The sequence below is a fragment of the Proteus sp. PR00224 genome (assembly GCF_016238105.1).
Taxonomy (GTDB): domain Bacteria; phylum Pseudomonadota; class Gammaproteobacteria; order Enterobacterales; family Enterobacteriaceae; genus Proteus.
In genome coordinates this window covers 1-24,476 of record NZ_JAEHQU010000011.1, presented here as the reverse complement: position 1 = coordinate 24,476, position 24,476 = coordinate 1, and the positions used below count along the sequence as shown (strand labels likewise).

Here is a 24,476-nt window from a genome sequence, read left to right as displayed (position 1 = left end):
TTTTTGAATAATTTAGAAATCTTTTTATCACTCCATCGATTAATATAGCATGACATAACAGTACAGCCTCACATATAAACTAATATCATTAATTATTACAGCAATATAACGTTCTCACCTTAACCGTACTACTCTTTCATCTTCTCTTCTTTTTGCCTACGTTCCTCTTCCGTTTTCTGCGCTTCTTCCATCTCACGCATTCTCACGTTATAGATTGATTGCTCTGGCATCTGTACACGGACAGAAATAAAGCGGCCATCAGGAATATCAATTGGGTCTCCGTCATTGAAACCGTCAATTTCATTATTAGCAAACTCTGGTGCGTTAGGATGAGTACGATGATACGTTTTAACGAGAATAGAACCGTCCTCATTTACTTCAGAGTTAACCCAAATAAGAGGTTGTTTATTGACATCAAGTGGAATTTCAATACCGCCATCAACACCGCCCCAGCCTGCATCTGAGTTAAAACCTAATACACCCTCGATAAGATATTCACCCTGAGCCACTCGAGTAACAGTTGCACCTTCTGATTCGTCGTTAGTTGTAAATGTGCCGTCAGGATTGATGTCGATGATTGGAGAGGCGCGTTTAATAAAACCATTGCTATCAGTTGTTGTATTAGCCTCGCTATATATCTTCCTTACCCTAGTAAACCCATCACTAATACGGACATCTGAATAATATGAATATGTAACGCCAGTTGACGCATTAACAAACAAGCCAGCTTTAATTGTTGAATTATAAGCAAGGTGAATGCCGCACCCATGATTTGTAAAGAGGTTAGTCCCGCTACCACCACCCTGCATAAAAAAAGAAGTGTGATGGGTGTTTTTTAAATCATCATTAGTAAATGTTGGGTTTATAGAACCTAAACCATAATCACCAACTAGCATCATTGTGCCCGCTTTTCTTTCAGGGAAGCGAACAGTATACCCAGCCCCATCATAGGAACAATAAAGCCCATATGGCATGCCTTTTTCAGCTTTCAGCAACCCAAAATAATTTGTTGGATTAGATTTATCAAAACTAAACAAACCATTATGTGACACTAATTGCCCATCAAATTTTTGCGTATCTGATGTAGCTTTACTTGGGAAATCAATCCACTCGCTCCAAATATTTCTATCACGAAACCTAGATGCTAACCTTCTACCATCCGCACTAAATTGGAATTGAACAATAGTCCCACTACCGTCTCCGCCTTGACGAACACCGACCCACATAGGCGCATATTTGTCATAGTAATTTGTTGAATTAGTGCCACCACCAGCATAAAATCCAGCATTGGAAGCGCTGTTAGCATTCTCAAAAAACGGGGGGGATATACCAGATGACGTTGCACCAGCACCAACACCAAAATCCCCAATATGTACTGTTTTATTATCATCCGCTTTTTTACTAATATCCCCTTGCATCTTCTTAATGCTATCTAGCGTAACAATCTCACCGTTCGGCATTTCAATTTTTGTTTGCCCAGTCTGAGTCATCCATGTATTCATCGCATCGAGAAAATATTGTGTGTATGCATTTATTGCAACCATCGTTCTTGCTGCATCACTATTATTATCGGGTTCTGTAACATGAATTGAGAATGTAGTGTTCGTTGCTGTAGCTAATGCGGGATGTGCTAATACTAATTCAGTATCGGAATTAACCGATTTAATCATATACGGAATATTAGTATTTCCTGATTTAATTAAAATCGTCATTCCGATATTAATGGCGGGATTATTATTTTTAAATTTAGTACCAGTTCCGCGGACAATAGCAGACCCTGACACTGTGTTAACAGTGCCTGTTGTGTATATCATGATTTATTTCCTTATTGCTTGCAGGCTAATAGTGTTATTTTGAAATATCTATCTTCGCTGTCATATCTAAATATACCCGGTGTATTTGCTTTTAACGTTGTTGATGGTGAATTCCAATAATAAAAATCATCGACTCGTCCACCATTTTTAATTTCAAAGAACTTATCATCGTTTAACCATAATCGACACCACTTACTATTATGTGTCGTCGCTATAGTGACTACTTGAATAACGCGGTCAAAAGATTGTGCTGGTATTGTAATTGTTTCTCCATTACCAAGAGAATAAAACTTAACTATATCGCCTTCGATATTCTCTACTTTTAAAGTGCCCTTAATTTCACAATCCTTATCAATAATCACATTATTCATTGTGCCTTTAGTGGCTTTAATTTCTCCTCTAAATTTTGCATTATCAAATTCAGCGTATCCGTTTTTATTAATTATCCAGCCTGATTTTCCCGCCACATAATTATTTGATTGAATGACATCCCCTATTTTTGCATTTGTAATAGAACCATCTTCGATAAATAAATCTCGAACAAAGAATTGTCCATTTTTGGCATACATGAATAATTCCATCTTGCCATTTGCGGGGTTGTACCAAGCGAAATTATTCGCGTTATAACCAAAGAATGATTCAAGCTTGCCATTCTTAACTTGAGCACTAATCACTTGCCCTGCTGCGTTATATTTAACTTTGTCATGAACAATCGTGATATTAATTGAGTGCGTGACAACACCATCACCAGTTTGACTAAACTCGGCCTGCATTTTTTGGTTAATCATGCCCTGCTGTTTACCGAATTGAGCCTGTACCTGCTCTTCAGATTTAGCCATTGCTTCGTTTGTTTTACTGATAGCCTCCTTATTTGTCACGACATCCGCAGCAATACGCCCCATTTCCTTATCTGTATTGCCTAACTTCTGATTAGTATTAGCTAAATCTTGATTGGTACCATCAATGCGTTTATTTGTTGCATCATTAGTTGTTTTTAACTCAGTGCGGATCTCCGTAGTTGTTTGACCGAACGCCTTATTTAGCTCAGTAATTGAAGTTTGAGTCTCTTTAATTGCAGATGTGTTATCACCAACCGCAGAGTAAATTTCTTTAACTTCCTGTGCCCATGCTTCGTTATCCGTTGCACGAACTTGCCATAGTTCTTTAATTCCAGCTTGAGATTGACCGTGTTTCACTAACAAACTACGTGATAGTTGAGAGTCAGCGTTACTAAGAATAAGTGCTGTCTCAGCATTCCAATCCAAGCGTTTACTAAGTTGTTGGCCGGCTTCCGATGACATGAAATGTCCATCTAGCTCTGGCAATATTGTACCTACATCAAACTCCGATTCTCCCCGAATAAACTCAGTCCACTCAGATTGATTGCCTGTTTTATCCACTAGCCTTGCTCTAAAATAAAACGCGATACCTGCTGCTAGACCAGCCATTTCATATGTTCGCGATGGGTATGGAACATCAGATAACAGCATCAGACCTTCACCATCATTGGTTTTGCTGTACTGAATTTCAGTTTTTAATGTATCACTAGTGTTTTCACCAAATCCCCAGTCTAACTTAATGCCAAATACTAAGGGCGACGCTCTAAAGTTAACCGGTTTGGGTGGATTACCCATTTTGCCTGTTAACGTTTTTTCGTCAGAATACCCCCACCCGCTTGAGATCTCAGAAGCATTAATGGCTCGAACACGGACTAAATATCGACCTGAATAAACATTAGGAATCTCAATAGAGTTAATGGAGCTACGAGGCATATTGACCCAGTTACCCTCATTTCTACGCCATTGCGCTTCATAAGAGATTGCGTTTTCAACTTGTGGCCACTGTGCTCGCATCGTTTCAATGCTAACGCCTTGGCTTACAATGGAGTAAGAGTCGATGACAATGTTTTTCGGGGCTTGCTGGTTATTAGGAGGAATAACACTAATGGGCCTTTCATCAATCAATGCGCCAGAATCAACATGTTCATATTTACTGGGATCATGCTGAATGGCGGTAATAGTAAATTGATTTGACTCATTTTCTGTAACACTGACAACGCGATATTGTTGCGCATACAGCTCTTCTGATTCGACAACCCAAACACATTCTGTCTCTGGTGTCTCACTGTACTCCGTTGTAACCGTGATCACCTTCCCTGATACTGTTTGTATCGTTCTTGCTTGCGATTGCCCTGAAGGAAGATTAAGAATTAAGCGATCACCACTTACAGCACTTGAAACGCGATCTAACGTGATATTTCTGCCATTGATAGCACTCACTCGACCACCAGTGACTTTTCCTGACAACAACTCATCAGCAACAGCGATAATGTAACCGGGTTGCGGAATGTTCCCATCTAGCCCGACAGAAAATGTCACCATTCTGTCTTTATTGTTTGTCAGTATTCCCCAGCGCCCTTTTCTATTGGCTTCACTTTGTCGGGTGCAACCAATTGCGGTAACTTCTAATTGATTAAACCCAAACCGAGAAACTAAATCAGGTTCAAACACTGGCTCCATTGCATCAGCATATCCATTTTGCGGATCTGAATACGAAACCAATGCCGTGGAATACTTTTCTTTACTGCTACTGCTTGAATAAATAAATTTGCCATCAATCACATTAGCTCGGGTATAGCTATAATCAATATCACGAGGCATATCCGCTAATGTCACAATCTGACCGCCACCCCAATAGGTCATTCCTCGAAAGATGGCTGCAAAGTCACGTAACACGTTATACGCTTCATTTCTATCTTGCACATAAACATCACAGACATAACGAGGTTCTGTGCCGTCACCACCTTTTCCATCGGGTACCAATTGATCACAATACTGCGCTATACGGTATAACTCCCATTTATCAATCTGTTGTTGATTTATTCGTTGTCCAAGACCAAATCTATCAGAGATAACAATATCGTAGAAAACCCATGCGGGGTTATTGGTCCATGCCCATTTAAAGGAACCATCCCATACACCCGTATAGGTGCGATCAATAGGATTGTAATTTGAGGGTATTCGGATTATGCGCCCTTTCGGTTTGCACGTTATTTGCGGAATAGAGCCGTTGAATTGTTTAGAGTCGAACTCAATATAAAGTAACGCTGTATGAGGATAGGTAAATTTAGCATCAATGACTTCAGTGTAGCTTTGCAAAACAACCGTATCACCGATTTTACTGCTATTAGCATCATTAGAGACTTTTCTAACACGTAGTGACCATGATGTTGTCGATTCAGGTAAATCAATTCTGTGTGCTCGCTCATAACCTGATGTCGTTTTTCCTTTTACGGCACTATCAATAACAGTTTTCCAGCTACCACCATCAGTTTGTAAATCAATGGCGTATTTAACTTCATTACCCACCAAATCCCCATTATCTTCTTGTTTGAATAATGAAGGCCACTTTAGACGAACCCGAATAGCTGATAATTGTGAATTGGTAAATGTGTGAACCCACGGTGTTTTACTCGAAATCGTAGAACCAACATTGATCTCATTTTCAGCGCTAGGTAATCCTTGAATATAAGTCTGTACTTGCGTGCCTGGTCTAAAATCCCACGTAACACCACTAAAATTTGCATTTCCTTCAGTGTCTTCTAACGGTGTGCCATCAAGAAAGATATTTTGTGCCGTTAACTCTCCGGCAAATTCTCCCTCACCCAAGGCAATGAGTAACTTTGCTTTAGCAATAGATTGTAAATCATCAGGTTGCTCAACAGGCACTCGAGGACTACCACCGCCCCCTTTTTGACCGTGAATTGTTTTTCTCATTAGATTATTCCAAATAGATTTATTGCTGATCTTCTACATAAATACCGGCAGAAATGATGGCACCACCAATAGTTCTTTCGCCATACAGCACTGGCACAGGGTAACCTTGAGAAACGGTATTAGTAGGAGAGCCAAACGCATACGAAGGTTTGTTTTCACCTTGATCTTGCATTGCAAGACCTTTCGGTTGAGGTGAAAGCATTTGAATAACACCGCCAATAGCCACTGATGCGCCAACAGCAAATAAAAGGTTACTGGCCCATAATGCGGAACCCCAAGGTAGCCATATAGCAGCAGCAACAAGGACGGCACCAAAAATAGTCTGAAAAACACCCCCTCTTTTGCTCCCCATCACAATGGGAACGATACGAATAATTTCTTCTGATATCGGTAAATTAAGATCATCAACACCGATATTCTTTTTCCCTTTAAATACTGCGTATGTTAATCCTCGTGATTTACTGGTATTTAAATACTGTTCAAATCCATTTAAGGTACAACAAAGTGCTCTGATTGCTTCTGATGTTGTCGTAATTATGCGCTGATGAGTTTTACCAAATGTTTTGCCTAATATTCCGCTTAACTCTATTGTTACCATTTTTTCTTCTTGCATAAAAACTCCATAAAAAAACCCGCACTTGGCGGGTTATTCAGTATAATATTACTGGTAGCTACAATTACTCTTTAAGTGATACGGCATATGCCATGATATATCATCCACTATTATAGTGAATTCAGGTTTAGCCCCCACATAACCACCGTATGAATTTTTAGCATTTAGCGTGTAATTAACAATCCAGCCAAAATTGACTTTACCATCGAATATACACCATCCTTTTCTTGGTTCAGTGAAAGAGTATATTGCTGACATGGGATCTTTTAAACGCCCTTCCTGATATGATTTTATTTTTCCTTCATAAAATTCTTTACTAGGTTTTTCACCATAATCAGCATTTTGCTCTTCTATCATCGTGGGTCTTGCCACACAACCCGAAATAAATAACGCTATAAAAATAACAAGTATATTTTTCATGACATCATCCCAATAGTAGAAATACCTTAACAAGGGTATCTATGGTTAATTAATTTGTCATGACTATTTTATGTTTCAATATTATAACTGTGCGATCACGCCAATAACCACCATAAGGAACTCGCTGGCTTAATCGCCCATAAAGGTGATGTAATAACATGCCATCATCCAGAATAATACCAGCATGATTTGCAACATTGGATTGAACCTGCATAACAACCATATCGCCTACTTGTGGTTCACCTTCTACTTTCATAAACCCCGCTTCTTGCCAATTATCCATATAGCGATCTTCACCTTGCTCCCACCACGGGTAATCAACACGATAATCAGGTAATACAATATTATGTGTCTGCTTAAAATAACTCATTATTAGGCCCCAGCAATCCGTAAAACCAAGCACAAATGGACGGCCAATAAGAGGAAGTTCGCCTCGAGGAAGAATTTCACGAAAATCCCCCTCGGGGTAACTGACAATATACCAAGGGATAGCCAGTGCATCACATTGAGCCTGATCTAACTCAGAAGGCTGAGTCGTAGCATCTGGATGACTATGAACAATACCAATAACGACGCCTTGGTCTTCACATAATGCATATTCTTGGGGAGAAATAACGAAGTGCTCTTGAGGTGTTGTAGCTACATTTACACAAGGTAAATACGTCTTTACTCTGGATTTTTGTACGATAACGCCACATGCTTCTTTGGGATATTCCTTTTTTGCATGAGAAAATATCGCCTCTCGTATTTTCTTTTGCATCATTATTATTTCCGTAACAACGAGGTACCGACAAAACCACCAAAAGGAAGAGGATTATTTTTACCAAATCGCGGTACACACCCCGTTTTCAATAAACCACTACACTTATCTAGTGATGGGTCATCAACAGGATTACCTTGTTTATCAAAATAACCATTTTGCCCTGCATAATCACACCCATCTCCCGATTTATATTGCCCTCGTAAACACCACGTACACATTGAATGTAGTTGCCGAGTAGGTATCATCACACCTTGTAAATCCATTGGACTCGCCAGTGTAAATTCAACAAACTCATTTGTTTCTGCACTCTTACTATCAATATAAAAGACAGATAATCGCTCTTGGGTGGGATCTGCAGAAACATTCCCATCACTAAAATTCTCCGCATCGAGATAATGAGAAAGTGTATCGTGAATAATCACTTTTGCTTTCAACATATCATCATAATGCAGACATAATGCGGTTATTGAGCTATCTAAATTAGCCACTGATAATTTAGGATTAGCACTAGATCCCGTTGTAGAGGACTCTAACCCTTCTATTTTAACTGGCCATGCCCCATATTCATTCCCTTGCCACCAAATAGACTTAGCCTCTATTTCTCCTTTAGCCTTTTGCATTTCCTCTTCCGTGATGGGAATATTGTATGCATGGAATCTCAGAATATTAGGAACACCAAATTCTGTACCATCAACTTCAAAAAGCCGGACAGTATTGCCCGGCTCTAATTTTTGATAATCAGCTGTGATCATGATTTAAATGCCTGAATAAAAACCAAAGAAAGGGTGTAATTCCCTGCACCATTCGGAATGAGTTTGTGTTCATCACAACGATACAATCCAAGTGGCTCAAGAGGTGGTTTCCAGAAAAATGACTTTATTCCTGCGTGTTTATCAATAAAGTGACGAATAGCTGAAATGTAGTCTTCATCACCCACAAACTCCATTGACCATTTCTGACTGCGTGAATTTAAACCATTGCCAGAAACTTGTTCATAACCATCCCCAAACTTGACTTTCCTTGTGTTATAAGAGACATCTTCAGTCGGATTTACACGCGGACACCAAGTGAATGTTTCCATTTTTAACGGCCTCCTCGAGTTGCATTCCAAATTAAACCACCCGGCCTAATATCTTTAGACATTAACTCTCGGTAACGGCTATCAACAAATCGGCCAATCTCCGCACCAAACTGCTCGAATCCATTCGTTGATTGAGTTTCTGAATTACCGTTACCATCAATGGTAATGTAAACCTGAGGTGCTGAATGAGCGCCCTGATTATTACCACCAACAACTCTAACCCCTAAGTTGCCATCTGCAGTTCGAGTTAATGGCATTATAGCCTCACTCCCCGCCTCGCCCATGAGTCCGAGATTAGGCGCGCCCCCCTTAGCAAAGGCAAAATAAGTGGGTGAGCTAACGATTTGATTACTATAAGAACCAAGGCTTTCTGAACTATGTACCCCACCTTTAGCATGGGCAGATACACCACCTAAAAATCCACCAACAGCCCCCATCCAACCACCAGCACCGGCCATTGCATTTAGACTATTCACTACTGCGGCATTAATGAGTACATTTTGAATAGATTTCAACACGCTAACAGACCAATCTTTCCAGCTGGCTTTATTGCCATTTAATTTATCGCTGATCGTGTCCACCATCCCACCCATAGCATTTTGAACAACAGAGGCTGTCTGAGTAGCATAATTACCACTCTCTTCAACCCAATCTTTCATTCCACGCGTTAAACCAGCGGTCCATTCAGATTCAGCAAGAGCAATACTTCGATATTTATTTTCCAATGCATCTAATGCTTTAGATCTGGCTTCAATATCTTCTGTTTTCTTTGCTGATTCATTGTAGATACGGTCTATTTGCTGGCTTTCTTCAAAGTAGCTTTTTTCTCGCGAACTCATGCTATTGGTTTGAGTCGCTAACGAGGCTTCATCGTTAAATTTGACTGTGGCTTCTTGCAGTTTTTTACGGGCCTCTTCCATATCACGATGCTTTTTGACGGCATCATCTGCTTTTTGCGTCCATTCTGCGAGAGCAACAGATGAGCGTTCAATTGCTTCTCTTTGCTTATCCGTCCATTTAGCCCCATTTTCATGTGATGCTGCATAAAGAGAAGCGGCTTTTTCACCTTGTGAAGCCCTAACCTTCTGAACCTCTGTTGCCACACTTAAATCTGCTATTTTCCGCTCATATTGTTCTGCGGTTCTTTCAGCTTCTTTTTGCGCTTTTTCATAGGCACTTTGGGTTGCCTTTCCTGTTTGAAGAGATTCATTGATTTTCTGTTGATTTTGATAAGCAACAACTTGGTTATTAATATATTTCTGCCTATTTTCAGCATGTTCGGGTGTATTTGTTAATCCCTCATCGTCAGCAGAAAATTCAGCTTGTTTAATGACCCTTGCCTCACCTGTTAATGAAGAGAGAATTTTATTTCGCTCAGAATTATCTATTAACGCTTGCTGTTTATCAGTTAATGTTGCATTGGGAATGCGCATTGGAATATTAACTAATGCCTGTCGAGTCGCTAAGACACTATTACCAATATTCATGATTTGATTGAATTTGGTTTGCTCGGCATTCATTAATAGTAGTGATTGATGGGTTTTATTTTGTTCTAAGTCCTGCTGACGTATAAGAAAATTCCGTTGACTGTCTACCGCATTTAATGCGCTTGTTGTTCTTTCTTTCTCTTGTTCCATTTGAGACAACCGTTGAGTTTCAACGGCTAATGCAGATACGGTTTCTTTTATACGCCATTGCAATCTTTCTCTTGCTACACCTTCCGGCAAGTTATCCGCTTCACGTTGAGCACTTACTATGCCACGCTCCATGTTTTTGATTTTAGCAATTTGCTTTTCGTATTCTTCAATTTGAACTTCAAGCGTTTTCTTTATATTTTTTGACTCATCATGCGACTGGGATAAAGTCATGTTAGGCATGCGTTCTTTGAGAGTATCTAGCGTATTGGCATACTCAAGGGCAGATCTTCTCGCCTCTTGCTGGCGCTGATGCATAATATACCAAGCAGTCGCTCCCGCCATCACGAGACCAGGAACTCCACCAATTAACCCCATTGCACCACCAAGAAGACGTGTTCCAACTGAAGTTACTCTATTAAGGTTTTCTTGCGCTGTACGTCTAGCTGAAATATTCCGGTTTAATGTTCCTTGTGCGGATGCCAATCGGCGCTCAGCCAATGCTTGTTGCTCAACACTTTGTGCTGCTAACCTTGCTTGTTGAGCCCGATAGACTGCTGCCCTTGCTCTAGCCGTTGATATTTTTATACCTTGCAATTGAGCTTGAGCATGTGCTATTTCACTTTTTGTTGCACGCGCAACCCCAATGGTTGCATTCGCCACACTCGTTGTCAGCCCGCCAAAATAACGCGCCAACCCCAAACCAATTAACACACCAGAAACAGAGGCTATACCATCAATATTGTTAGCGATCCCCTCCATTGCGGTTGATAGTGTGCGAGTAGCACCTGATGTTTCATTAACATTGCCGATCCATGCCATGAACGCATTTTCAATCTTCTGTGCAGACCCACTTACCGTTGTAGGCAACTGCGCAAATTCAGCACGTAACTGTTGCGTATTCGTCAGGATGGGAACAATTTTATCCATCGTGAGCAGTCCATTTTGCGACATTTCACGCAGACCACCAATCGTCGTTCCAAGCCCATCAGCGAGCATTTTTGCTAATCGACCACCATTTTCCATCACAGCATTAAATTCTTCACCACGAAGCAAGCCTGATGCCAAAGCTTGGCTCAACTGTGTAATAACAGAACTCGCTTCTTGAGTGCTGGCACCAGAGAGTTTTAATGAAGTTGCAATGGTTTCGGTGACTTTAGCAACATCACTTGAAGCATAACCCGCATCACGCATGGATTGTGCAACACGGCTGTATAGATTCGTATTCGCTGCAATGGATGTGCCTGTTCTTTGGCTCAGCGTCATTAACTCTTGCTGTGCTTGTTTAAAATCCTCCATCGACGTAGATGCTAATTTTAATCGACCACTGAGTTGACTCCATGTGTCTGCATAATTGATAAGTTGCTGTGTTGCAAAAGCCCCTGCAAATGCACCCGCAACGCCTGATACGGTATTTTTAATGGACGATAATTCACCATTTAGATCATGGATAGCGCGTTGCATTTCACGAGATGCACCACTGGCGCGTCGCCCGCCTTGCTCAATGATCCGATAATAGTTTTCTCCCATACGCGAAGCCCGCGCTATTTCAGATTGAAACGAGGAAGAATTAGCAGAAATTTTAATAATTAGTTCACGTAGTTTTGCCATTTTATCCTCGCAAAAATAATTAATTTTCTGAAATAGACTGAAAGAAATTCTCTAACCCATTAGAACTATCATCACTTTCTTGGGTTGCTTTGGGATCCCACCGTAAAAGCACATCAGAAAGCGTGCATTTACCGCCTTGAGAGTGATAAATAGAAGAAACAATATGTGCGGTTTGAATATCACTGCGAATATCACCGATGGGATTGATGCGATCAAAAGCCATCCACATCCGAAGCTCACTCAAGCTCATTTGGCGAGTGAGTTCATCAAGAGTGCGCCCCATACGGAGCGCCAATGTCATTAAAAAGAAAGTATCAGGCTGGGCTACTTTTTTTCTGCATCATCAACCGAAATAGTTAAATCGAGCGCTTGTTTTAATAAACGAGAATGCACTGGACCATAAATAGCCATTACATCGTTAATGTCTGATTCATCAAAAACGACATCCCCGTTTTCATCACGCAACACATCAATAAACATCACAACATCGGCACGTAAATTACGTTGTGCAATTTCAATGTCAGATAACGAATGTTCATCTTCAGCATTATCATGATGAATAATTTCACGCCATTTCATCCATGCAAGTGATGACGGTTCACGAAGCATAACAACCGCATTTTCCCATTCAGCAACATTCACTTTCTTTGTGCGAAAAGCGTTCTTTTCACTTAAAGCCAGTGATTTTAATGACGGTTTTTTCATGGTTATTCGCTACCTTTATTTAAATTAACAGTCCCGTTTTTAATCGGCTTAGATTTACCTTTTAAACGTAGGGTAAATGAAGCAGAAACCACACCCGAAGTAGAAACACTCCAACTGTTTTGACGCACTTCGGCTAAAAAGGCATAGCCAATCCCCGAAGGGAACTCCACTTTAAATGCATGAACTTCATCATTTTCATACGCGGTACGTAATGTTTCTTGGCCTTCATCATCAGTAAAATTACCATTAATGGTGAGCTCTGCAGGTGCGGATAATCCATTGGTAACTTCTTGCTCCTCAGAGCATAGCGTAGTGACATCAATATCTGATTTCTGCCCACCGGTATAACTGATTTCTTTTGTTGAACAAGAAATCCCTAAAAATACCGCATCAGCAGGGTTAACTTCAGTTGCGGGTAATTTCGAGACACTGATTTTAGTGCCTTGTGTTTTTTCATATTTACTAGACATGATCATTTCCTATTGGCATAAAAAAACCACCCGAAGGTGGCTTTAGTGTGAATAATAAGGCGATGCTATTGCCAAACTTGGCACTCAAATGTTGCTCTAAACAATCCTGTATCTGGCTCGTAGTCTTGTTTCTCTGAAATTTCAACAGGGCTTAATTTTGTTAAGGCATTAGCAAATAACAAGCGAAGCGTTCTCGCCTCATCAATCGTATCGGCATAAACATCAACCTGAATATTCGTCATTGTTTCGGCTTGCCCCTTCAGTACATCGCCTTTGACATCGTACAAAGAGAAGACACACCAAGGCGCTGTTATTGCAGGGTTTGATTGTGGAGCAACATACGGAAAAACTTTATCAGGTAATACAGGTGATAAAATTGCGTAGATATCCGCCTCTGTCATTTTCCTAGCGCCTCATCAATCGCTCTATTTAATTCGCTAATGGCTAAATTGGCTGCCTTATCCGATTCACGATCAAAAGTGGGACGTATAAAAGGTCTTGGCGCCATTTTAGAAGTGCCCTCTTCAAGAAAGCGCCAATAAAAGGCATTATTAGGATGATCACTTTTCATAGAGGTATCACTGTTTGTGCCTGATGCGTTACTCCCTCGAACATAAACGCCCGAAGAAACCTCACCTTTATTGCGCATTCTGTGATTACGAGTCACTATATTTCGTGCTAATTTTCCCGTCTTTCGTGGTGCGGACGTTCTGATTTCATCACGTAATAACGTTGCGGCCGCATTGGTTGCTTTTCGCATCGCTTGATGACTTTCAGCTCGGCTTAAAACATCTAACTCTCTTGATAAGTCGAGTAGATCGGAGAAATCCAAATTCATGATTGTTTAACTCCTTGTTTGCATAGCAATTCTAATCGAGTCAATTTCTCATCAGGAATGACTGACTGAATGTCATAAATTTGCTCACGCCAAACCATTCTGCAGGTACTGTTAATATCGGGTCGATAACGCATCCACACTCTAACAGTAACCTCTGACATTTCAGCATTAGCGGATATCAGCTCACGACCAGAAAGATGTTTTACTCCGCATCGCACTGAAGCGATATCAACCCACTCTTTTTTAAGTTGCCCTGAAGGTAATTTAATGGGTACGTTCTGTTGAAATATGACAGTTTGGCGCAATCTTCCTGCTTTCATGATTGCCCTCGCATGGGTCTGATACGATATTCACGCAATGCATTACATAGCGACTCGGGGAGTGATTGACCTTCACGATTCTCATACCAAAAACCAACCATTTGCATGAGCCTTATTTTTATATCTTCGGAAAGAAGTAAGCCATAATGATCACTTTCAGGTATTTCATCATCATACAATTTTCGGTTTGTTAATCTTTCCACTTCGGCTATTGCCGACGATAGATTTTGTTGAAGCAAATCATCATCCTGATCACCATCGATATAACATTGGCGTTTCAATTCATCGATAGTTGGAAATGCCATGAAACCTCCAATAAATCCTGCGACCTATCCCGATCGCAGGCACAAAAAAACCGCAATTAAGCGGTATATATGAAACTGAGATACATAAACTCAGATTATTTAGTGGCTCCAGCTTTCAGTAACTTCACAGCATTACTGTCAACCAACATAGAGCCAACGTGTTTCGTCGTATAGAAATGTACAAACGGTTTGTTGGTGTATGGGTCACGTAACATACGGACACCAATACGATCAAGAATAGTGTAACAGCGGTTGAAGTTACCAAAAGCAATCGGCACAGCGTCAGCTGATACATCAGAAAATTGCTCATTTTCTGCAATGCCATACCCTAATAATGCAGAAGGTTGCCCTAATTGCAGACCGGGTTGCCACAAGTAATTACCTTGAGCATCTTTCAGTGTGCGAACTTGGAATAATGTATTGTTATTCATCATAAACTTAGCACCTGTGCGATACACTTTTCGCATGGTATAAATTAATTTCATGACTTCATCCGCCGTGATTTCTGTCGGTTTTTTCAATAACAAATGCTGTAACTTACCCCATTCACGTTCTTTATCGCCTTTATCGTCACTGCCGTATGCCAGCAGGCCTTTAGGCTTTTTAATACCGTCACCGTGGGTAAATACCGCTTCTTCCTGCTCCGCGAATTCTGTGGCTAACTCACTGGTGATGAATTGCTCAACATTAAAAAAGGCATCATCAAGCATGGTTTGAGTTGCAGCAGGGTTACCATAGATTTCACCCCAGAACGGTTCAATAGACGCGAGTTTTGATGTGCTGGTTTCAGGACGTTTATCCACTTCACCGACCCAACCACTATTTGTGCCACCTTGATTAATCAGGCGTTTAAACTTCTCTGTCCCAACCGTAATCACATTACACTCTTGGCGCATAACCACTTCATCACGCAATGCCGTAATAATATTACGATCCAGTTCTTCGGGTACGGCATAACCGCCGTCAGGATCTGAACCGACCTGCATTGCTTTACGCTCTAATTCCGCAAGCCCATCATCTGTACCTTTACGCACAAATAATTCAAACGCGGTTTTATGCTCAGAGACATCTTTATTCGTCACGTTACCATCTGGACGTTTTACTGAAGCAAGTTCCGCTTCTAAATTGCTTTTTAATTCATCCAACTCTGATAATTTTTCATTTAAGGTATCAACGGTTGCTGATAACTTACTTTTTTCAGCTTCAATCGCATCGATACGTTTATCATTCGACTTTTTAAATTCGTCAAACTGACCTTTTAATTCCTGCGCAACTTCACTAACGTCTTTATGATCAATAGCCATAATTTTTCCTTTATTATTTAAAAATAGATTTCAATGTTTCTAATGCTTCTTGCTCAACATCACGCAGAGAAAGTGCATCGTAGCCTTTGGCCATAAAAGCCTTGGCTTGTGTTCGCGAAAGCCCAACATCGCGCAGGACTCGCTCAATACTTTTTTGTGTGGGTAATTCACCACGAGCAAATGCCGACTTCACATCACTGACTCGCGCTTCATCATTGGAAGGAAATGTCACTAAGCTGACTTCCCATAGGTCGATTTCTTTCAGTAGAAAGGCATCTTTACTGCGGTCATATTCATAATCTTTAAGAATGTAACCAATAGAAAGGCCGGAGAGTGATCCGGCCTTCATATGAGCATGTGCACGTTTAGATAAAGGATCGTCATCAATTAACAGGCGACCTTTTACATAGAGTCCGGTGCTGTCTTCTCTCATTTCGGTATAAATACCAATAGGCTCAGCCATTTGGTGTTGCCAAAGTAAGGCGGGTAATGAACCTTTTTCTTTCCACTGACTCAGGGAATTAAGAAAAGCCCCCGGCATCACAATATCGGCATAACTGTCTTTTACCCCGAAAACGGAGCCGTAGCCTTCAAACTCGCCAGAGTCACTAACAGACTTAATTTTCAATGGCACATCAAGCCGTTGTTTGGTCGTCATCGGCATGCGCTTTCTCCTCTTGTTTTTGGGTTTCTGGCTTAGTAGTCATGTTCATCGGCGTGAGATAAATATCGCCACCCTCACGCGGATTTAACTCTTCGAGTTCACGACATTCATTAGGCGAATAAATCCCCCAGTTAATGCCTGTTGAGTAGGCTTCAAATCGCGATTTCATATCACCACGTAATAAAGCGCCAGTATTAAATTTGGCATAAAAAGTCCCTTGCTTACTGGCTTTTACTAGCCCTGCATTAATACGTTGCTCTATACGAATAAGGTAGGGAACAAGTGAGTAGTTAATAAAACCAATACCCAAGTTTTCAATGTTATTGAATGTGGCGCGATCGGTGTTTTGCACCATGTGAAGGGGAACACGAAAAATACGGCAAATTTCCTCTAACTGAAACTTTCGTGTTTCAAGAAATTGCGCATCTTCAGCCGATAAACTGATTTGTTGCCACTTCAACCCCATTTCTAAAATCATCGGTTTGTGTGCATTGGCTAACCCTTGGTGCCGTTCACCGAAGTCAGATTTCAGTCTTTCGTAAGCATCATCTTTTAGATATTGATCCGTTTGTAATACACCACTTGTCACCGCACCGTTTCCAAATAAACGCGAACCATGCTCTTCGGTGGCTAATCCTAAACCAATGGCTTGACGTGCATAGGCGATCGGACTTAATCCCACTAAACCATCAAGAGTAAAAATCCGCACATGCCAGATTTCTTGCTGTGTCAGTGTTTCACTTTTACCATTTGGAAATGTCACCTGATACTCAGGCTCCCATTGGCTATTTAATTTTGGCGTGACACAACTAGGATCGAGAGGTAGTAATTCAACCACTTCGCCTAAGGCGTACACCTTATAAGCATAAAAATTCCCCCTTAAACACAAACAGGCAATTAATAATTCCCAAAGCTCTTGTGGTGTCATGTAATTATTGGGCTTAACCGCCAGTAATTTGTGTAACCGTTCTTTGGTGGCGCGTTTATTTCCTCTTTCTAATTGTTCATATAAAGAGCATGGCAACATCCCAACCGATTCTGCAAGAACACGAATACAACTAAATACAGAAGTCAGTTGCATAGCGAGTTGTGTACTCACTCTTCGACCAGAATAAGTGTCATAAGACAATCCAATTAACTCACTCAGTTCTGATGAGGTCATCTCTTTCTGAGATTTCTGAAATAACCCAGGAAAAAACATTATTCCTCCTTGTTATTTCTAGGTTGTCCAAGCGCTCTTGAAACAAGGTATGACCATAAAAGGCACAGTAAACCCGCGCAAATATACCCTATCGGTGGGTAGATTAACCAAGCGCCCCATGACAACAAAAAGGCACCCGCAATCCCAACCAATAAGGCTGTTATTGTTAAAAATTTCATTAAATTTCCTTAGAGAGAGCGTAAGCCTCGAGAAGCGAGGACATCAGAGAGGTTTTGTTCCTGATCTCCACCATTCACCAATAATCGACTCATGCCTGTAAATAGTGCAACAGGGCCGTCTATTTTGGCTTCAGGGGTTGATTTATTAGGGAAAATATTGTCGTTTTTATCCGGTTTAACTGTGACGTTCGACATCATCCAGTTCATAACAGGGTGTTGGCCATGATGAAACTTACCCGCATAAACCAGTGCTTCAATCTCTTTCATGGATTCAGAAAAGTTACGCACCGTTTGAGCAACTTCAACAAGGGGTAACCCTTCTTCAGCGAGTGATAAACTAAATTGTGTCGCACTCCACGGGTCAAAACCCAGTTCGTTTAAGTTCTCACCCGTCACCCATTCGATGATTTCTTCTTTAATTTGAGCATGATCGACAACTTCACCATCGGTTAATGTGAGATGCCCCATATCAGCCCATTTACGATAGAGTTCTGCCATTTGTTTAGAACAACGCTCAAGTCGGTCTTCTGGTAACCAAAACTTAAAATCAGCATGAACATGACCGTTATCGGGCTGTTTCCATACTTTAGCGGCCGCACAAATATCAATTTTATTGGCAAGGTCAACACCGACCCATAACGGATAAGTTTGTAATTCCTGTTGTGATGCGAGTTCAGGAGCACTATCCCACTTCATCATATCCATCCATGAAGATTCAGCCGTGACCCAAATATTCATGTGTTTGGTGAAGAAGTTAATCCGTGCAGAAACCTGCTCTTTGGCTTTCTTGGCTAAACGGCGTAAATCATCCCAGCGCTTACAAACACCGAGACCTGGATTCGCTTTTTGCCACACAGTTTCATCAAAGGGATCATCGTCTTTATCTAAGGTGTAAATAATCGCGAAAAACGAATCATCATCGACTTGGCCACGAAGCACTTTAATACCGTAATCCCGCAGTTCGTAACAAATCCCCTCTTTATTAAAGCCGGCTGTGGTGATCCCAAAAAGAAGAGACTGCAGACGCGCACCAGTGGCGGTTTCTAATACGTCCCACACATCACGAGTTTTGTGTGCATGTAATTCATCAACAATACCGCAATGAATGTTTAAACCATCGAGGTTGTTGGCATCACTAGAAAGCGGTTCAAACTTAGAGGCGGTTCTTTCTTGATAGATAGCGAGTTTATTAAACTCAAATAAACGTCCCAATGTCGCTTTGGACTTCTTCAGCATGTTCTTCGCATCTTCAAATACGATACGAGCCTGATCACGTGTCGTTGCTGCAGAATAAACTTCGGCACCGCCTTCACCATCGGCACCGGTCATATACAGCCCAATACCTGATGACAATGTAGATTTTGCATTTTTACGTGCAACTTCGTTATAAGCTGTGCGAAAACGACGAACAAAGACAACATCACCGTCTTCATCTATAACTTCTTTACCCGTTTGTTCATCAATTAACGGAATAACAAAGCCAAAAATATTAATTAAGATAAAAATATGCCAAGGCATTAAATCAATGGGCTTACCGGCCAATGCCCCTTTGACATGAGGAATAAAATTGTAAAAATCGAGTATGTGCTGTGCGCGATCTTCAATGAAATAGATGCCACGCTCAGGCCCATGCTCTAAATCATTCAAAAACCGTTGGCACGCTAAACGTACCAGTTCGCACGCAACAATTTCTCCAGCAACCACCTGTTCGGCGTACTGAATTCCATCTGCTACGATTGCCATTCATCATTTGCGCTTTTTCAAAAATGCCTCAAAAGGATCTTCTTCGGCAGGAGTGTTCATAGTGACTTTTGCTCGAGAAGCGGGAGTCATACCAAATTCACTTAACATGGCGCGAATACGTTTCCATGCATCGGCCTTCATTGCAGCGGATGGATGCGCCTTTATCATCAATCCACTTTCTGTATTGTTTTTGTAGGTATAGCCTTCTTCATCGAGAACATCACAATGATGTCGATATTCAGTGTAAGCTTCGACGAGTAACTCCAATGCCTTGGCATCCATCTGACTCATGACACCCATTGCATCAAGTTCTTCAGCAATACGCTTAAACCAATACTTACCTTGCTTAGTGAAATGCTTCGGAGTTGGGGGTACCCCTTTTGGCGGTTTTGGCTCTTTTTTATTAATCGGTCGTTTTGATGGGTTCCCCCTCACTAATTGCAGATGTGACGGGGTTTTAGGCGGTCCAGCCATAATAGAAATCTCCTATCAATAATCGCTTGGGTTCCCCAAAAAAAGTTTTCTAACCTGCGGTGATGTGAAAAGAGGTAAGGGGGCGGTCCTATAAGGCGAAAGTGGTAGAGATTTGACCCTCCCTCCTCACTATGTGTTATAATTTCAATCTGAAATTAAATATTTTTATAACTTTGTATAATCGTTATATATCAACATGTTACAAATTTGGCTAAATTCTTTCTTTCGCTGTCTTAGTTCTATGACATGGAATACATAACGACTGAAGGTTTTCTTCCGCATCGGTACCCCCATGTGCTTTAGCAATGATGTGGTCAACTGTTTTCGCTTCGGTGGCTCGTCCTGACCTTAAGCATTCTTGACACAGATACTTATCACGTTTGAGTATGCGTGCTCGTAACTTATCCCATTGGGTACCATAACCACGTTGATGACGAGACTTACCACGCTGGTGGGTTTCCCATCCTAAGTTCTGATGATCTTCACAGTAACCGTTACGTTTTGTTGTTGTCTTGGCGCATCCCTGTTTACGACACGCGCGAGGTATACGAGGTGGCATGTGATCTCCTATAACCTAAAGAGGAGAATAATCCTCATTGATTTTAAAGGTGGGATTTCTCACCTTTACTTCTGACTACACCACGTTCTGTTATTTAAATCACTTATGGCTTGCGAAAATGCTTGATGCCGAGTTTCTATTACTCTTTTTAACTCATTGATAGCAACATCTTGTCGATTAGCTTGCATGCGTAAATCTGCCATTTAAGCCTTGATGTCTGGTTCTAACTTACCGCCAGTAATTACACCGCTGAATACGGCCTCACTTGATGCACAGCACTTTAGCTTTCCCACATCAATAACAGCATCTTTCATAAAATAATTACCTGAACCTGCAATAAAGAAATCATTGCTTTGCTCAGGCTTAACGCTGACCTTGATTCCTACATCTTGCATTAGTTGCTTAATGCGGATTAGTTGCTCTTCTAACTTATCTAGATTTGCTGTATCTACCGTTACTTTTAATTTATCTGACACAGTGCTCTCCAACAAAAAAAACGGTACAATGCCCCCTGATCAAATATCAGGGTATAAATAAATATCCATTAGATTATTTGAAGTATTCAGTCCTGAGAAACTTACTAAAGAAATGGCTGATTTACTTCGGTATGAGGTTTGCATGAAACTAGAATTTAACAGTGTCAAAGTATTTTCTGAATTAATATCAGATCCCAATACATCTAATGTAAGGGTATCTCTCTACGGAATTAACAAGGATAATGGTGCAGAGGAGTTCACCATACATCTTTACGTTGATGACGTGAAAAATAAAACTATCAAAGAAATACATGAACAAGCTGAAGCTGAACTACTTGCAAGAATAGACTCATACGGAAAGTAACCGCTTTGGTTCTCCATTTGTTGCCTGTTGTTGGTTGATGATATTATCCATTGCTTGTGAAAGCGCTTTTTTAATAACGTTTGATTCACAGTTCGTTGATTCCATATCATCGAGCTGTTTTTGTAAGTCTGTAATTTATTGTCCTTGTCGTTCTACTTGTGCTTATAGTGCACGAATTTCTATTCTTTGTTGAATATTCACAACTACCTATCATTAAAAAATCCACCAGCTATTAACTGATGGCTATGAAACTTTACAAATATAAAGTGGCTATTATTTAAACAATAGCGTACTGTCATTTAACTCATTGTGTTTCACTTGAACTATAAAAATTGATAATTTTTTAATGTAATAGTTGCTCATCTCTGATGAGCTATTTTTTAAATTATAAAAATAACCCGATTACTCAGTGACAATAAAAGTCATGAATAATTATATTTTTAACAGTTTATAGTTAGTTTCCCTATTTTGATCTGCTCACTCCTATTCGGGTGAAATTACCAACCTTACATATACCTTTCTTATAGTGGCGATTATTTAATATTAAAACTATCTACCCACTTATAATTATATTTTTTTGCACAAAACAAATTAACTATAGGAGTAACATTATGGGACTTTTTGAGAAAGCTGAAGGTAAAGCCACAGAAACCCTAGGTAAAGCACAAATTAAATATGGAGAAGTAATCGATTCTCCTGAGCACATAATAAAAGGTGAGGCAAAAGAAATTTGTGGTGCTGGAAAACAAGTAACATCGCAATTACTCGATTCCGCACAAGAATGTGTCAAAAACACACAACTCGGAATTAAAAAGAATCCACTAACTTCGGTAGCCATTTCTGCAGGTGTCGGTTTTGTTATTGGTTATCTATTAAATAAAAAATAGTTTTTACAATTTTGTTTAATTCCCCTTCTCTTGTTGAGGGGGATTATCACAAACACTCCATTCTAATGTAATCTTGTAACTCTAATATCACTGACTCTAACTCTGCAATTCGCTCTCAGAATAACCAATAATTTCTGATTGTGGTGTTAGTAGGTCTGGCGGCGGTTGCATCATCATGTATCACTACGTTACCTTAATTACTTACGGCTTCCCCGTCAGCCTGATGAAATCAACCATCCTTTCTGCAGATACAAAAAACACCAGCTATTAACTAGTGGCTATGAACCTTTACAAATATAAAATGGCTATTATTTAAGCAACGGAGTACGGTTGATGTTCCAGTGAAGAGCGACCTGTTCACTTGGGCAAAATAATAAGATCCATGTTATCTAAAACATTCAGACCCCCATTAAACCCGCGGGTCTATTTTTTTACTTTCTTCGCTTCAATTTCCCGTATTGCTTTTAATTGCTCATTAGCTTTTTCTATTGTCGATAACAAGGAAGGTATCCATAACACCACTTGGCAATATGTTAAAGTTCGGACGGTAGAGGCACTAACACTGGTTGAGTCAATGTCTTGGGTATCTCTATACATTGACCGTAACTCATAGGTGTGCTTGAGCAACCCATCAGTAATATGTTGAGGAACAAGCAAATCACAAGTCGGCTCTTTTTTAAGGATCGTTCTATATTCAATGATTTTCTCCTGTGATTTTACATCTGCCTGAATGCCATAGCGGTAGGCTGTAGTCGCTATTTGATTAAATCTATTAAATTGAAATATCTGATCACTTAACAGCTTTGAGTAACTATTATTTTCTTTTGTTAATTGCTTATTCTCTACTATTAAATTATCTCTTTGAGTAATGATATCTTGTATGATGTTGGCAATATAACCACCAGTAACAACTCCTACCATCACAATGACAATGTAAATTTTCCACTGCTTCATGATTAATACCTGTGATGTGAAAGGGCTATCTGACAGCGCTTTTCTAAACTGGCTTTATCATCAACACATGAATTATCAATTGAGATATAAATGCCACCAGCGACTGTGATGAGTAGAGTAAGGATAAAACCGACGATGATGATTAAAGGCTTCCGCGACATAATGCTGACTCCGCCTCTCTACGACTGACTAGCCCTCGCCATATCTTTCCACCCGCATAAACCCAACGCTTCATTTCTTCACAGGCGCCATACTGATCACCTGCATTTAATTTCTTTAGCAACGTAGAACGTGCAAATGCTGTGGTACCGACATTAAAAGCAAAGGAATATAGAGAAGCTTTTGTTTTATCATCCAGCGGTACTTTAATCAGGGTATCAACTTGCTGCTGCGTTCTAATAAAGTCTTTCTGCAGTAATTCGTCACACTCTTGCTGTGTATATGTCTTACCTTGAATGATGTCATTTCCAGTGTGGCCATAACAAACCGTCAGAATTCCAGCAACATCATGGTATGGCTCATAACGCACTCCCTCAAAATAACCAATCACTGTTAGCGCAATGCTTACCGCACCAGCACTCGCGACTGCTGTCACTTTCTGTTTTAGGTTCATTAAATGTCCTTTTTAGCTTTAGTCAGCATCTCGCCAACTATCTTTTCTATGTCTTGCGGATCACTAGAACAATTACGGTGAACTAATTCAGCAAATAACGCTGTTCGTTTTCGTTGTTCTCGCTGTGTCATAAAATAAGTTGCTAATCCAAGGAGCATGCTGAATCCCATCCCTATTACAAATCCCCATTCATAAAGTGAGAGACTTGCAAAAAAGGCAGTTAAGCCAGCTGTTCCGTAGGTAGCATTGGTCAATTTTTCCATGCGCATAGTCACCCCCTACGGAGTGTCCGAGTTTAGTTAAAGAGATACAGATACACAGTTTTTATGTGAAGTAATCAGTATGTGATTGATACTATGATCTACGTATATAAAAAAAGGCCGCACATGGCGACCTTTTAAATGAGATACTTTAGCTTATTCTGGCTTCAATCTTTCTGCATTAGCAATATACAATGCAATAACTAGAATAAGGATTGTTCCTGAATATACGATAAGTAATTGCGGATTTTTATGTTCAACAACAATAAGTCTAATTACAGCTGTGATAGCGATGTAAATAAAATATTGCAATGGAAAGTGATAATTTGATTGAAAGTATTTAATAATTAAGGCAATAAACTCAAAATACAGAAAGTAAATGATAAGTCCATCAACTAATAAATAAATTGAAACTGGATCACTAACTGTAAACAACAAATTAGCAAGA

The 24,476-nt window shown here is 40.2% G+C and carries 31 protein-coding genes and 1 pseudogene; 2 read left to right on the top strand and 30 right to left on the bottom strand.

Annotated elements, in window-relative coordinates:
• Positions 1-128: 128 nt before the first annotated feature.
• The 24 genes from JEP71_RS17595 to JEP71_RS15760 form a co-directional block, all read right to left on the bottom strand.
• Positions 129-1,814, bottom strand: a complete 1,686-nt coding sequence (locus JEP71_RS17595; protein WP_232797653.1) for a phage tail fiber protein — start codon at positions 1,812-1,814, stop codon at positions 129-131.
• An 11-nt stretch (positions 1,815-1,825) separates the two neighbouring features.
• Positions 1,826-5,590, bottom strand: a complete 3,765-nt coding sequence (gpJ, locus tag JEP71_RS15870) for a TipJ family phage tail tip protein (protein WP_198626558.1) — start codon at positions 5,588-5,590, stop codon at positions 1,826-1,828.
• 19 nt (positions 5,591-5,609) lie between these two features.
• The gene (locus JEP71_RS15865; RefSeq protein WP_232797652.1) at positions 5,610-6,203 is read right to left on the bottom strand and encodes a tail assembly protein; all 594 of its coding nucleotides are present in this window, start codon (positions 6,201-6,203) and stop codon (positions 5,610-5,612) included.
• 48 nt (positions 6,204-6,251) lie between these two features.
• On the bottom strand, positions 6,252-6,623 hold the full coding sequence (locus tag JEP71_RS15860) for a hypothetical protein (RefSeq protein ID WP_109409630.1): 372 nt from the start codon (positions 6,621-6,623) through the stop codon (positions 6,252-6,254).
• A 49-nt stretch (positions 6,624-6,672) separates the two neighbouring features.
• Positions 6,673-7,383 carry a C40 family peptidase gene (locus tag JEP71_RS15855; protein WP_198626592.1) on the bottom strand — a complete coding sequence of 237 codons (711 nt, stop codon included), beginning with the start codon at positions 7,381-7,383 and terminating at the stop codon, positions 6,673-6,675.
• Positions 7,384-7,388: 5 nt separating this feature from the next.
• The gene (locus tag JEP71_RS15850) at positions 7,389-8,138 is read right to left on the bottom strand and encodes a phage minor tail protein L (RefSeq protein WP_232797651.1); all 750 of its coding nucleotides are present in this window, start codon (positions 8,136-8,138) and stop codon (positions 7,389-7,391) included.
• Positions 8,135-8,467, bottom strand: a complete 333-nt coding sequence (locus JEP71_RS15845; RefSeq protein ID WP_109409628.1) for a phage tail protein — start codon at positions 8,465-8,467, stop codon at positions 8,135-8,137. The genes JEP71_RS15850 and JEP71_RS15845 overlap by 4 nt, the downstream gene beginning before the upstream one ends.
• A gap of 2 nt (positions 8,468-8,469) precedes the next feature.
• Entirely contained in the window at positions 8,470-11,712 is a 3,243-nt protein-coding gene (locus tag JEP71_RS15840; RefSeq protein ID WP_198626557.1) for a phage tail tape measure protein, read from the bottom strand.
• 19 nt (positions 11,713-11,731) lie between these two features.
• Positions 11,732-11,995 carry a phage tail assembly protein T gene (locus JEP71_RS15835; protein WP_227335946.1) on the bottom strand — a complete coding sequence of 88 codons (264 nt, stop codon included), beginning with the start codon at positions 11,993-11,995 and terminating at the stop codon, positions 11,732-11,734.
• Positions 11,996-12,036: 41 nt separating this feature from the next.
• Entirely contained in the window at positions 12,037-12,417 is a 381-nt protein-coding gene (locus tag JEP71_RS15830) for a phage tail assembly chaperone (RefSeq protein ID WP_198626556.1), read from the bottom strand.
• A 2-nt stretch (positions 12,418-12,419) separates the two neighbouring features.
• The gene (locus tag JEP71_RS15825; RefSeq protein ID WP_036913331.1) at positions 12,420-12,887 is read right to left on the bottom strand and encodes a phage tail tube protein; all 468 of its coding nucleotides are present in this window, start codon (positions 12,885-12,887) and stop codon (positions 12,420-12,422) included.
• Positions 12,888-12,952: 65 nt separating this feature from the next.
• A complete protein-coding gene (locus JEP71_RS15820) occupies positions 12,953-13,288 on the bottom strand; it encodes a hypothetical protein (protein ID WP_196574008.1) in 336 nt (111 codons plus the stop codon).
• A complete protein-coding gene (locus tag JEP71_RS15815; RefSeq protein WP_023582509.1) occupies positions 13,285-13,725 on the bottom strand; it encodes an HK97-gp10 family putative phage morphogenesis protein in 441 nt (146 codons plus the stop codon). The genes JEP71_RS15820 and JEP71_RS15815 overlap by 4 nt, the downstream gene beginning before the upstream one ends.
• A complete protein-coding gene (locus tag JEP71_RS15810; RefSeq protein ID WP_198626555.1) occupies positions 13,722-14,045 on the bottom strand; it encodes a phage head closure protein in 324 nt (107 codons plus the stop codon). Before JEP71_RS15810 ends, JEP71_RS15815 begins: the two co-directional genes overlap by 4 nt.
• The gene (locus tag JEP71_RS15805) at positions 14,042-14,350 is read right to left on the bottom strand and encodes a head-tail connector protein (RefSeq protein WP_023582511.1); all 309 of its coding nucleotides are present in this window, start codon (positions 14,348-14,350) and stop codon (positions 14,042-14,044) included. Before JEP71_RS15805 ends, JEP71_RS15810 begins: the two co-directional genes overlap by 4 nt.
• Before the next feature lie 95 nt (positions 14,351-14,445).
• The gene (locus tag JEP71_RS15800) at positions 14,446-15,654 is read right to left on the bottom strand and encodes a phage major capsid protein (RefSeq protein ID WP_198626554.1); all 1,209 of its coding nucleotides are present in this window, start codon (positions 15,652-15,654) and stop codon (positions 14,446-14,448) included.
• A gap of 13 nt (positions 15,655-15,667) precedes the next feature.
• Positions 15,668-16,312, bottom strand: a complete 645-nt coding sequence (locus tag JEP71_RS15795; RefSeq protein ID WP_180273015.1) for an HK97 family phage prohead protease — start codon at positions 16,310-16,312, stop codon at positions 15,668-15,670.
• Positions 16,290-17,519, bottom strand: a complete 1,230-nt coding sequence (locus tag JEP71_RS15790) for a phage portal protein (protein ID WP_023582514.1) — start codon at positions 17,517-17,519, stop codon at positions 16,290-16,292. Before JEP71_RS15790 ends, JEP71_RS15795 begins: the two co-directional genes overlap by 23 nt.
• Complete coding sequence (locus JEP71_RS15785; RefSeq protein WP_109372933.1) at positions 17,519-17,698, bottom strand: hypothetical protein; 180 nt, start codon at positions 17,696-17,698, stop codon at positions 17,519-17,521. Before JEP71_RS15785 ends, JEP71_RS15790 begins: the two co-directional genes overlap by 1 nt.
• Before the next feature lie 9 nt (positions 17,699-17,707).
• The gene (locus tag JEP71_RS15780; RefSeq protein WP_198626553.1) at positions 17,708-19,441 is read right to left on the bottom strand and encodes a terminase large subunit; all 1,734 of its coding nucleotides are present in this window, start codon (positions 19,439-19,441) and stop codon (positions 17,708-17,710) included.
• Positions 19,442-19,444: 3 nt separating this feature from the next.
• Positions 19,445-19,915: a phage terminase small subunit P27 family gene (locus tag JEP71_RS15775; protein WP_099660116.1), complete on the bottom strand. Its 471-nt coding sequence runs from the start codon at positions 19,913-19,915 to the stop codon at positions 19,445-19,447.
• A 211-nt stretch (positions 19,916-20,126) separates the two neighbouring features.
• Positions 20,127-20,474 (bottom strand): HNH endonuclease, encoded by a 348-nt coding sequence (locus JEP71_RS15770; RefSeq protein ID WP_198626552.1) that lies wholly within the window; start codon positions 20,472-20,474, stop codon positions 20,127-20,129.
• 65 nt (positions 20,475-20,539) lie between these two features.
• Positions 20,540-20,677, bottom strand: coding sequence for a hypothetical protein (locus JEP71_RS15765; protein ID WP_198626551.1), 138 nt, complete (start codon positions 20,675-20,677; stop codon positions 20,540-20,542).
• The gene (locus JEP71_RS15760; RefSeq protein ID WP_198626550.1) at positions 20,678-20,950 is read right to left on the bottom strand and encodes a hypothetical protein; all 273 of its coding nucleotides are present in this window, start codon (positions 20,948-20,950) and stop codon (positions 20,678-20,680) included.
• A gap of 142 nt (positions 20,951-21,092) precedes the next feature.
• Here JEP71_RS15760 and JEP71_RS15755 point away from each other — a divergent pair, with 142 nt between their 5' ends.
• Together JEP71_RS15755 and JEP71_RS15750 are read left to right on the top strand one after the other, a co-directional pair.
• Entirely contained in the window at positions 21,093-21,314 is a 222-nt protein-coding gene (locus tag JEP71_RS15755) for a hypothetical protein (protein ID WP_088495906.1), read from the top strand.
• A gap of 611 nt (positions 21,315-21,925) precedes the next feature.
• Positions 21,926-22,201 carry a glycine zipper domain-containing protein gene (locus tag JEP71_RS15750; RefSeq protein ID WP_109372929.1) on the top strand — a complete coding sequence of 92 codons (276 nt, stop codon included), beginning with the start codon at positions 21,926-21,928 and terminating at the stop codon, positions 22,199-22,201.
• A gap of 46 nt (positions 22,202-22,247) precedes the next feature.
• On the opposite strand, the pseudogene JEP71_RS17710 reads toward JEP71_RS15750, so the two are convergent.
• The 6 genes and pseudogenes from JEP71_RS17710 to JEP71_RS15725 form a co-directional block, all read right to left on the bottom strand.
• A pseudogene (locus JEP71_RS17710) lies at positions 22,248-22,376 on the bottom strand (lysis protein); the annotation flags it as partial.
• A 248-nt stretch (positions 22,377-22,624) separates the two neighbouring features.
• Entirely contained in the window at positions 22,625-23,155 is a 531-nt protein-coding gene (locus tag JEP71_RS15745) for a hypothetical protein (protein ID WP_109372928.1), read from the bottom strand.
• A 2-nt stretch (positions 23,156-23,157) separates the two neighbouring features.
• Complete coding sequence (locus tag JEP71_RS15740) at positions 23,158-23,316, bottom strand: hypothetical protein (RefSeq protein WP_198626549.1); 159 nt, start codon at positions 23,314-23,316, stop codon at positions 23,158-23,160.
• Positions 23,298-23,768: a lysozyme gene (locus tag JEP71_RS15735; RefSeq protein WP_109372927.1), complete on the bottom strand. Its 471-nt coding sequence runs from the start codon at positions 23,766-23,768 to the stop codon at positions 23,298-23,300. Before JEP71_RS15735 ends, JEP71_RS15740 begins: the two co-directional genes overlap by 19 nt.
• The gene (locus tag JEP71_RS15730; RefSeq protein ID WP_036904926.1) at positions 23,768-24,037 is read right to left on the bottom strand and encodes a bacteriophage protein; all 270 of its coding nucleotides are present in this window, start codon (positions 24,035-24,037) and stop codon (positions 23,768-23,770) included. The genes JEP71_RS15735 and JEP71_RS15730 overlap by 1 nt, the downstream gene beginning before the upstream one ends.
• A 147-nt stretch (positions 24,038-24,184) precedes the next feature.
• Positions 24,185-24,476, bottom strand: a 292-nt coding sequence (locus tag JEP71_RS15725; RefSeq protein ID WP_198626548.1) for a phosphate-starvation-inducible protein PsiE, incomplete at its 5' end; no start/stop codon positions are given.